Annotated in this window: 9 protein-coding genes; 4 read left to right on the top strand and 5 right to left on the bottom strand. The window is 63.5% G+C overall.

Annotation, left to right across the window (positions count from 1 at the left end; translation table 11 throughout):
- The 3 genes from ACE1EY_RS12945 to ACE1EY_RS12935 form a co-directional block, all read left to right on the top strand.
- Window positions 1-444, top strand: a 444-nt coding sequence (locus ACE1EY_RS12945; protein ID WP_370300359.1) for a class I fructose-bisphosphate aldolase, incomplete at its 5' end; no start/stop codon positions are given.
- A 12-nt stretch (window positions 445-456) separates the two neighbouring features.
- Window positions 457-1,248, top strand: coding sequence for an SDR family oxidoreductase (locus ACE1EY_RS12940; protein WP_291512415.1), 792 nt, complete (start codon window positions 457-459; stop codon window positions 1,246-1,248).
- A 99-nt stretch (window positions 1,249-1,347) separates the two neighbouring features.
- Entirely contained in the window at window positions 1,348-3,189 is a 1,842-nt protein-coding gene (locus tag ACE1EY_RS12935) for a patatin-like phospholipase family protein (protein ID WP_291512416.1), read from the top strand.
- Between the two features lie 74 nt (window positions 3,190-3,263).
- On the opposite strand, the gene ACE1EY_RS12930 is transcribed toward ACE1EY_RS12935, so the two are convergent.
- The 5 genes from ACE1EY_RS12930 to map are packed head-to-tail and all read right to left on the bottom strand — an operon-like array spanning window position 3,264 to window position 9,779.
- Entirely contained in the window at window positions 3,264-4,280 is a 1,017-nt protein-coding gene (locus tag ACE1EY_RS12930) for a YheT family hydrolase (RefSeq protein WP_370300357.1), read from the bottom strand.
- The gene (gene dapE / locus ACE1EY_RS12925; RefSeq protein ID WP_370300356.1) at window positions 4,277-5,434 is read right to left on the bottom strand and encodes a succinyl-diaminopimelate desuccinylase; all 1,158 of its coding nucleotides are present in this window, start codon (window positions 5,432-5,434) and stop codon (window positions 4,277-4,279) included. The genes ACE1EY_RS12930 and dapE overlap by 4 nt, the downstream gene beginning before the upstream one ends.
- A 5-nt stretch (window positions 5,435-5,439) precedes the next feature.
- Window positions 5,440-6,279 (bottom strand): 2,3,4,5-tetrahydropyridine-2,6-dicarboxylate N-succinyltransferase, encoded by an 840-nt coding sequence (gene dapD / locus ACE1EY_RS12920; protein WP_370300355.1) that lies wholly within the window; start codon window positions 6,277-6,279, stop codon window positions 5,440-5,442.
- Window positions 6,280-6,281: 2 nt separating this feature from the next.
- On the bottom strand, window positions 6,282-8,996 hold the full coding sequence (gene glnD / locus ACE1EY_RS12915; protein ID WP_291512420.1) for a [protein-PII] uridylyltransferase: 2,715 nt from the start codon (window positions 8,994-8,996) through the stop codon (window positions 6,282-6,284).
- Complete coding sequence (gene map, locus ACE1EY_RS12910) at window positions 8,997-9,779, bottom strand: type I methionyl aminopeptidase (RefSeq protein WP_370300353.1); 783 nt, start codon at window positions 9,777-9,779, stop codon at window positions 8,997-8,999. It abuts the gene before it with no gap.
- Between the two features lie 241 nt (window positions 9,780-10,020).
- On the opposite strand from map, the gene ACE1EY_RS12905 reads away from it, so the two are divergent.
- A partial coding sequence (locus ACE1EY_RS12905) for a 30S ribosomal protein S2 (RefSeq protein ID WP_370300360.1) occupies window positions 10,021-10,118 on the top strand: 98 nt, incomplete at its 3' end.

Raw genomic sequence — 10,118 nt, 5'->3', positions numbered from 1 at the left:
GACGTGACGTCCCGGACGCTGCAAGCTGTCTTTGCTGAACTGGACCGCCAGGGTGTGTTGCTCGAAGGCATGCTGCTGAAGCCGAACATGGTGATCTCTGGCAAGAAGTGCGCAACCCAGGCTGATGTGCAGGCCGTGGCGGAGGCTACGGTTCGCACGCTCAAGCGTTATGTGCCGAGTGCGGTGCCGGGCATCGTGTTCCTGTCGGGCGGGCAGTCGGACGCATTGGCGACGGCTCACCTGGATGCCATGAACAAGCTGGGTCCGCTGCCGTGGGCCTTGTCGTTCTCCTACGGTCGGGCACTGCAGGCACCGGCGCTCGCGGCCTGGAGCGGCAAGAACGAAAACGTCGCCGCTGGCCAGCGGGCATTCTTTCATCGCGCCAAGTGCAACTCGGCGGCCGCCAAGGGTGAATACACCCAGTCGATGGAACAGGCAGCCTAAGAGGGCTCTCCGATGGACATCGACGGCCAGCGTGTCTGGATCACCGGCGCCTCATCCGGCATCGGGGCCGCCCTGGCCGTCGCCTGCTCGAAGGCGGGCGCTCAGGTCGTTCTGAGTGCCCGGCGTCAAACCGAGTTGGAGCAAGTCGCGGCGCAATGCGGTGACCGGGCCGATATTCAGTTACTGGATGTCGCCGATCCTGAATCGATCCAGGCCGCAGTCGACGCCGTTCAGCAACGCCATGGCGGTGTTGATGTGCTGATCAACAATGCCGGCATCACGCAGCGGTCAACGGCGGTGCAGACCGACATGGCGGTCTATCGCCGCCTGTTGGAAGTCAACCTGTTCGGAACGATTGCGCTGACCTCGGCGGTCTTGCCGGGCATGTTGTCGCGCGGGGCGGGGCAGATCGTTGCTGTGGCCAGCGTCGCCGGCAAGGTTGGCGTGCCCCTGCGCACGGGTTACTGCGCCGCCAAGCATGCGGTGGTTGGTTACTGCGATGCCTTACGAGCCGAGGTGCAGGATCAGGGCGTGGGAGTTCTGGTCGTGTGCCCAGGGTTCGTGAACACGCCGCTGTCGTTCGCTGCGTTGCAGGGCGATGGCACGGCGCATGGCGCCATGGATTCCGAACTGGCGTCCGGGATCGCGCCGGAGGCCGTCGCGACCAGAACGCTCCGAGCAATCGAGCGAGGCGAGCACGAGATACTCGTTGGCGGCAAGGAAATACTCGGCGTTCATCTCAAGCGGCTTTCTCCGCGGCTGCTCAATCGCGTTACGCGCCGGATCGCCCGCGACAGAACCTGAGCAGACCGGCCGCGGCGGCCGTCGCCAGCCGCATTCGCCTGTGCAATGCTTGCGCCGCGCTCATGCGGTTAGTTGTGTCGACGGAGGAGACCAGCGCAGATGGATGCTCAGAGCATACTGGCGAGTAGCCCGGCTTTTTCCGGACTGAACAGCAAGTCATTGAATCTGCTGGCCGAGGCAGCGGAAAAGCGTTTGCTGCGTCCCGGCCACGTGCTGTTCGATGCCGGCGATCACGCTGAATCCTTTCATGTCATCGGAACGGGCCGCCTGTTACTGCTTCGGCCGGAGGCAGACGGCTTTCATCTGTTGCGCGAGCTGGCCCGCGGCGAGGTGGTTGGTGGCGTGTCGATGATGACGGGCGAGCAGCGCCTGACACGTGTTGAAGTACTGCGCGAGAGCGTGGTCGTGACGATCTCGAAGCCGGCCTTCGAACAGATCGCCGTCAAGCACCCTCACGAAGCCATCGAGATCATTCGTTTTCTGGTTGGCCGTCTGGTGCGCACGATTAACGCCGGGGGCGAGGTGCCGAGCGCCCAGTCGCTGGCGACGATTGCGCTCGTGCCGGGACATCCAGGCATGGACCTCACAACCGTCGCCAATGCCATGGCCAAGGCCATGGCCGAGCAGGGAGCGACGTTGCGCTTGAGCGCTGAGCGTGTCGACCGCGCCCTGGGCGAGGGGGCGGCGCACAGTCCTCTGGACGACGCCGACCGCTCGGAGCAGGTCGCGGCATGGCTGAGCGAGCTAGAAACTCAATACCGCTATCTGATCTATGCCACCAGCGGTGATGACTCGCACTGGTCGCGTCGTTGCATTCGTCAGGCGGACCGGGTGCTGATCGTCGTGGATGGTGCGGCCTCAGCCCGGATGACCCCGGAAATTCAGGCGTTCCAGAAGATTCGTGGCCGCGCCAGCGCCGAGCTTTGCATCGTCCACTACGAGGCGGAGAAAAACCGGGCAGATCCGCGCGCCTGGGCTGATCTCTGCGCGACGGATTCGGTGTTGCACGCGACGCTGGACCGACCGGAATCCTTCGAGCGTCTGGTGCGACTGGTGACCGGCCGCGGACTGGGGCTGGTGCTCGGTGGCGGGGGAGCCCGCGGGTTCGCCCACCTGGGGCTTTGGAAAGCCCTGGAGGCGCAAGGCATCGAGTTCGATGTGCTGGGCGGCGCCAGCATGGGCGCCTACATCGCCGCGCTGATGGCGATCGGCATGGACAGCGAGGCCGCGACCGTCAATCTCCGCGAGACCTTTGTCGACAACAATTACCTCAACGATTACGTGGTGCCCCGCGTCGGGCTAATCGGCGGCCGCAAGTTCCTGCGCCGTCTCGATGAGGTGTTCGGCGACAAGCGGGTCGAAGACCTGCACATACCGTATTTTTGCGTCAGTACGAATCTGTCGCAGGGTGAATCGGTGATGCATCGGCGTGGCACGCTACGCCACTGGTTGGCGGCGAGCATGGCGGTGCCCGGCATCGTGCCACCGGTGGTCTGGAAGGGCGAGCTGCTCTGCGATGGCGGGGTGCTCAACAGCCTGCCGGTGGACAAGATGCGGGAGCTGGGCCGCGGCCCGGTGATGTCCTGCGACGTGAGCAACCGGGAGCAGTTCGTGATTGGCCAGGAGGCGGAGGAAATCCCCGAGCCCCTCCGGTGGCAGCGAGGGGTGGAGCGGTTCCCGGGCATTGTCCGGCTGCTGCATCGCGCGGCCACCGTCGTGAGTTCCGAAACCATCGCGCGACGCGAGACCGACGCAGAGTGCTACATCCACATGCCCGTATCCGGCATCGGCATGTTTGATTGGGACCGCATGGACGAGATCATCCAATCGTCCTACGACTACGCCATGCCGCGGCTGGACGCGTTTCTTGCCTCTGAAGAGGGGGCGCTCACACAGCGGCAGGCGGCGGGCCGACACAGCATGCTATCGGCCACCGGCTGACCACGGATGCCCGCCAGCGGCGCTCGGTCGTGCAGGGGAACCGGCGCGGGCGTGGCGGCGTGATCAGTGTTTCCCTAGTCGAGCTCGTTCAGGAATCGCAGGCCGACATCGTCGGTGTAGCAATCCAACGCTCGCGACTTGATAAACCCGCAATGCCCGCCGAATTCGGTGACCTCCAGACGGACATCGGACGGTAATCGCAGTCCCTCGAAATCCTCGATCGGTATCACCGGATCATCTTCGGCCGTCAGGATATGCGTGGGGACGCGCAGCGCTGCCAGCGCGTCTCCGGTGAGGGTGTAGGCGGATAGGTAATCCCGGTAGTTCTGATATGGCGTGAAGCGCGGCGCAAAGCGTTCGGTGGCCTGCTCCAGTGTCGGCGCTTCTCGCATGTCGGTGAGATCGTGCACGCCGGGAAACGCCGCTTCCTTGGCGCGTAGTGAGCGCACCCATTTGCGCTTGAAATACGTGCGGTAGAGCAGAATTCCTTCGTCGATGGCGCGGGTCGTGGCCAGCGGATTGATGGCCGGGCTCACGGCCAGCAGGCCGCGCAGTTTCAAGCCGTCGTCCACGGCGGCCATGGCGGTACGTAGTGCCACGTTGCCGCCCATGGAAAACCCCATCAGGAAGGGGTTTTCGCCACCGGGCAGGCGTTGGGCGATTGCCCGCAATGCACCCACCGGATCGGTGAGCCGCGTCGAAACGAAGGGCTCCTCGTTCAGGTGGTGCGAGTAGCCGTGATCACGCAGGTTTAGGCGGACGATGCTGTAGCCGGCATCCCATAGACGGGATGCCATTGAGAACAGGTAGACGGAGTCGTGGCAACCTTCCCAGCCGTGAATCAGAATCACCAGCCCGCGGCCTGCCGAGGCGCCGGGTCGGGGGCTGGCGTGTGCATACAGCCGCACGCCGTCGCCACAGTTCAGCGTCAGTCGACGGCTGGTGGCCTGCATGCCGGGTCGGCGTGACGCGATGAGTCGCCGTCGCCAGGCGGAGGAGGCCAGAACACTTTGAAAATGCGGGTTTCGCAACCAGCCTGGCGGCTGGTACGCGGATGTCTGGGGTGTTGCCGCGAAGACCTGATCGCTCATGCCTGCGCCAGCAGCTGCTCCATGATTCGACGATAGACCGCCGTTAACCGGGGCAAGTCGTCAACGCGAACGCATTCGTCGATCTGGTGGATGGTTGCATTCACCGGACCGATCTCGACGATCTCTGTGCCGAGCTTGGCGATGAAGCGGCCATCGGAGGTGCCGCCGGCCGTGGATTCCGTGGGGGTCAGGCCGGTGACGTTGCGGATCGCGTCGGCGGCCGCGGCCCGTAGCGGGCCCGGGTGGGTCAGAAATGGCTCGCCGGACAGCCACCAGTCCAGCCGATAGTTCAGCCGGTGGGCGTCAAGAATGTCGACCACACGCTTGCGGATGGCGCCGGCGCTCAGCTCGGTGGAATAGCGCAGATTGAAATCGAATTCGGCGGTGCCGGGGATCACGTTGGTCGCACCGGTTCCGGACCGGACATTGGTGATCTGGAACGAGGTGGGGGGGAAGTCCGTATTGCCGCCGTCCCATTCCAGGTAGGCCAGTTCGCGCATGGCTGCGAGCGCTGGATGGATTGGATTGTCCGCCAGGTGCGGATAGGCCACGTGGCCCTGTCGCCCTAACACTGTCAGTGTCGCGCCAATCGACCCTCGGCGGCCGACCATGACCCGGTCGCCAAACTGATCCACGCTGGAGCATTCGCCAATCACGCAGAAGTCGACGGACTCGCCCCGCTGCTGAAACGCTTCCACCACGCGACGAATGCCATCCTTCGCAGGACCCTCCTCATCGCTGGTCAACAGCATGGCCAGCCGGCCATCGTGATCCGGCCGTGCGGCGACAAACTGTTCCAGGGCGACGACCATGGCTGCGAGCCCGGATTTCATATCTGCCGCGCCGCGGCCGTACATATGCCCGTCGCGTTCGGCCGGCTCGAACGGTCGCGTGGTCCACTGATCCTCGGGGCCGGTCGGCACCACATCGGTGTGGCCGGCAAAGCAAAGCGTGGGGCCAGCCCCGCCGCGCGTGGCCCACAGATTCGAGACCTCGCCGAAAGGGAGGCGCTCAATCTGGAAACCGATGGCGAGCAGGCGCTCGGCGATCAGATCCTGGCAGCCGGCATCGGCTGGTGTGACCGACGGGCGCCCGATCAACTGCGTCAGCAGTTCCAGTTCAGCTGTGGTCGTCGCTTGCGCAGGGGTCGCCACCAGGCTCATTCCGTAGCGGCCTCACGCAGTAGCGCGTTGATGCCGACCTTGCTGCGGGTTCGCTCATCGACGCGTTTGACGATGACCGCGCAGTTCAGGCTGTAGCGCCCGCCGTCCTTGGGCAGCGAGCCGGGAACCACGACGGCGCCGGCCGGAACGCGGCCGAAGCTGATGGTGTCGGCCTCGCGATCGTAGATCGGCGTGGACTGGCTGATGAACACACCCATCGCCAGCACCGCGCCGCGCTCGACGATGACGCCTTCGACGACTTCGGATCGAGCGCCGAGAAAGCAGCCGTCTTCGATGATCACGGGAGCGGCCTGCAGCGGTTCGAGCACGCCGCCAATCCCAACGCCGCCCGACAGATGCACATTCGCGCCGATCTGGGCGCAGGAGCCCACCGTGGCCCAGGTGTCGACCATGGTGCCCGGCCCCACGTAGGCACCGATATTGACGTAGCTCGGCATCAGTACCGCGCCGGCGGCGACGTGCACGCCGCGACGGACCATGGCCGGAGGCACGACGCGAACGCCATCACGACGAAAATCCGCTTCGCTGTAATCGGCGTACTTGCCCGGAACCTTGTCGAAATAGCGGGTTTCGCCACCTTCGATCAAATGGTTGTCGTAGAGCCGAAACGACAGCAGTACGGCCTTCTTGGCCCATTCATTGACCACCCAGCCGCCCTGTGCAGGCTCGGCGACTCGTAGCGTGCCCGCGTCCAGCAGGCCGAGCGTTTGCTCGACGGCATCCCGCAATTCGGCAGGCGCTGTGCCCGGGGTCAGGGTGGCGCGGTCCTCGAAGGCCGCATTGATTCGTGATTCCAGCGTGGTCAGGTCGGTCATGTTCACTCGATGTAGGCGACGGCTTCGTCGGTGCTCAGATGCTCTTCGCTTTGCAGCACCCGAGTCAGAACGCGTCGTAGTTCATTGAAGACGGCAGGGTCCTGGATGGGTTGGTGATGGCGGTCGGTGATGAAGAACACGTCCTCCGCCCGTTCACCGATGGTGCCGATCTTGGCGGCAACCAGCAGAATGCCGCGCTTGCGGAATACGCGGCCGACAATGGAGAGCAGGCCAGGGCGGTCACCAGTGACCAGCTCCATGATCGTGCGTGCCCGGTCGGCGTCGTTGCTGAAATACACCTGCGTCGGGGTGCGGAAATGCCGCAACTGGCGCGACACGCGGCGGGTGACATTGACGCTGGAGATGTCGGGGTTGGACAGCACGGAGGTCAGGGCTTCGACAATCTCCTCCTTGCGGTGGGCATCGTCGATGGGCGTGGCGTCTCCTTCGCAGATGGCATAGCTGTCAAATGCGTAACCGTCCTGCGTGGTTTCCAAGCGGGCGTCGAGCACGGTCAGCCCCAGCTGCGCCAACACGCCGGTCGTGACGGCGAACAGGTGATCCTGGTCCTTCATGTAGATGAAGACAGTGACACCGCCGCCGCTGGTTTCGCCCAGGGTGACCAGCGGCGAACCGGAGTCGTGACTCAGAATCGCCAATGTGTGATGTGCGATCTCCTCATCGGAATGGCGAAGGAAATAATCGTCGCCAAGCCGTGCCCACAGCGTTTCGACTTCGGCATGATCGGCGGCCTTGCCGATGTGCTGCATGGCAGCATCCTGCGATTCCCGCGCCAGCACATCACGCTGCAGCGGATTGGCCAGGCCGCGCGAAAGCAGGCGGCAGGTGGCCAGGTACAAATCCTTGAGCAAGGTCTCGCGCCAGGAATTCCACAGGGCCGGATTGGTTGCGCGGATATCGCAGGCCGTCATCAGCAGCAGGTAGTCCAGATGCATGCGATCTTGCACGGCGGCTGCAAATTCCCGAATGACCGTCGGGTCGGTGATGTCCTTGCGCTGCGCGGTGATCGACATCAGCAGGTGATTGCGCACCAGCCAGGCCACAAGTTCGCTGTCCCACTGCGGCAGGCCATGATCCAGGCAGAAGGTGACGGCATCTTCGGCGCCCAGCTCCGAATGATCCCCGCCGCGCCCCTTGGCGATGTCGTGAAACAACCCGGCCAGGTACAGCAGTTCCGGCTTGGGAACGCGATCCATGATTTCCGAGAAGAACGGATGCTCTTCGCGGAACTGGGGCATCGCCAAGCGCCGCATGTTGCGGACCACGAACAGTGTGTGCTCGTCCACCGTGAGCGTGTGGAACAGGTCGTACTGCATCCGCCCGATGGCATTGCCGAAGGCCGGGATATAACGACCCAGCACGCCATACCGGTTCATGCGACGCAGCGCGCGCGTAAGGCCACCCGGCTGGCGCATGATTTCCATGAACAGTGACTTGGCGCGAATATCGCCACGCACCCGGTCGTTGAGCAGCTTGCGGTCGCGGCGGATCAGGCGCAGCGTCTGTGCGCGCACGCCGCGCAACTCCGTGCGCTTCTGCAATAGCAGGAAGATCTCCAGCAGGGCCTGGGGTTGACGCCGGAACACGCCGGCATCGATGACCTCGATATAGCCATGTCGTGCCTGAAAACGCCGGTTGATGCGGGTCGGCTCGCTGGCGTCATCCGGGTGCAGGATGCTTTCCTCGAACATCTGCAGCATCAAGTCGTTCAGGCAGGACAGCGCTTTGATCTGGCGGTAGTACAACTGCATGAATTGTTCGACCGCGCGATTGTGCGACTGGTCGACAAAGCCGAACAGCTCGGCAATACGCACCTGGTAGTCGAACAGCAGGCGATCCTCATGCCGGTCGGCGATCAGGTGCAGGGCGAAGCGAACGCGCCACAGAAAATCCTGGCCGGCGACGAGTTCTGCGCATTCCTGGGCTGTGAGCAGGCCATGACGCTTGAGGTCGGTGAGCGTGGCACCGGGAAACTGGCGCTTGGCCACCCAGAGAATGGTGTGGATGTCGCGCAGACCACCCGGGCTTTCCTTGACGTTCGGCTCCAGCTTGTAGCCTGAGTCATCGAACTTGGCGTGCCGAGCAACCTGCTCCTTCTGTTTCGCGGTGAAGAACTTCTGGGTCGGCCAGATGGTGTTCGGCGCGGTTTGCTGCTGCATGGCGCGGTGCAAATCGGCATCGCCCGCGATCAGCCGGGCCTCCATGAGGTTCGTCATGATCGTGATGTCGCCGTCGGCCTGCTCTCGGCATTCCTTGGCGGACCGCACGCTGTGGCCGACGTTCAGGCGCAGGTCCCACAGAGCTGTCAGAAACTGCTCCAGCAGGCCTTCCGCCGCGCCCAGACCAGAGTCCGGATAGAGGACAAGCAAATCGATGTCCGAGTGGGGCAGCAGCTCGGAGCGACCGTAGCCGCCCACCGCAACAAGCCCCAAGGTTTCAGCCGCCTCACCCAGCGTGAGCGCCCACAAGTGCGCCAAGGTCTGGTCGATCAGGCGCGTGTTCGCGCGCACCAGCGCGTGGGCCGACACCCCGGCGTAGAAGTTGGTGGAGACGAGTTCGCGGCCCCAGCTCAATACATCACGCAGGGCTGCGACGTCCGCGCCGGCGTCGACCAGTCGCTTGTCCAGCTTGCGCGAACTGATGACGTCAGGTTCGTCCTCGATCCCAATCCCAAAGGAAGCCAGTTCGGATTCCATTTACATCTCGCCGTCGCGCAGCGTGAGGACTTCAAAGCCGTTGTCGGTGACCAGAATCGTATGCTCCCACTGCGCGGAGAGGGAGTGATCCTTGGTGACCACGGTCCATTGATCCGGCAGCAATCGCGTTTCCTTGCGGCCGGCATTGATCATCGGTTCGATCGTGAACGTCATGCCGGCTTTCAGCTTCATGCCGGTGCCGGGGCGACCATAGTGAAGAATCTGCGGGTCTTCGTGAAAGACGCGGCCGATCCCATGTCCACAATACTCCCGAACCACGGAAAAGCCGTTGCTCTCGGCATGTTGCTGGATCACGGCGCCGATATCGCCAAGCGTTGCGCCTGGCCGCACCTGCCGGATGCCGGCGATCATGCATTCATGTGCGATGTCCGCCAGTCGCTTTGCGCGCACGGTCGGCTCACCCACGAAGAACATCTTGGAGGTGTCGCCGTGGAATCCGTCCTTAATAACGGTGACATCGATATTCACCGCGTCCCCGCGCTTGAGCTTCTTGTTGCCGGGGATGCCATGGCACACGACATGATTCACCGACGTGCAGATCGATTTGGGGAAGGGCGGGCGTGATCCACCGCCCCCGTAGCCCAGCGGGGCCGGGATCGCATGCTGTTGATTGACGATGTAGTCGTGGCAGAGGGCATCGAGTTCGCCCGTAGTCACTCCAGGTTTGACATGCTCCTCAATCATCAACAGCACGTCGGCGGCCAACCCGCCGGCTGTGCGCATCGCATCGATTTCTTCCGGGGTCTTGATTGAAACAGGCATTCGGGGTCCAGAGTCAAAAAAGCGCCCGGGCGGGCGCTTGGATTAGGAATGAGCGTTATGGTATAAATCGCGCGCCGCAAAGGCAATTCGACGCCAGTTTGAACGCTTTGGTGACGAGTTTTCGAGCGGTTAATCCTACTTCTCACACGCTCCATTCAACGTCATGCGGGGTGTTCCGTTCGCGGAATCGGCATGGCGGGCAGCGTGGAGGCCCAACCCCGTACAAACAGGACTAATCAACATGGCTGATATCACCATGCGCCAGCTCTTGGAAGCCGGCGTGCATTTCGGGCACCGCACCCGTTACTGGAATCCGCAGATGGAACCTTACATCTACGG

Source organism: Abyssibacter sp., assembly GCF_964229365.1.
Taxonomy (GTDB): Bacteria; Pseudomonadota; Gammaproteobacteria; order Nevskiales; family OUC007; genus Abyssibacter.
Note: the sequence above shows the minus strand (reverse complement) of the source record. Positions and strands in the feature narration are given on the sequence as shown.

What these genes read in the sequence shown, in the direction of transcription:
- ACE1EY_RS12940 (WP_291512415.1), top strand. Translation starts at nt 457, where the DNA reads ATGGACATCGACGGCCAGCGTGTCTGGATCACCGGCGCCTCATCCGGC.
- ACE1EY_RS12935 (WP_291512416.1), top strand. Translation starts at nt 1,348, where the DNA reads ATGGATGCTCAGAGCATACTGGCGAGTAGCCCGGCTTTTTCCGGACTG.
- ACE1EY_RS12930 (WP_370300357.1), bottom strand. Translation starts at nt 4,280, where the DNA reads ATGAGCGATCAGGTCTTCGCGGCAACACCCCAGACATCCGCGTACCAG.
- dapD (WP_370300355.1), bottom strand. Translation starts at nt 6,279, where the DNA reads ATGACCGACCTGACCACGCTGGAATCACGAATCAATGCGGCCTTCGAG.
- glnD (WP_291512420.1), bottom strand. Translation starts at nt 8,996, where the DNA reads ATGGAATCCGAACTGGCTTCCTTTGGGATTGGGATCGAGGACGAACCT.
- map (WP_370300353.1), bottom strand. Translation starts at nt 9,779, where the DNA reads ATGCCTGTTTCAATCAAGACCCCGGAAGAAATCGATGCGATGCGCACA.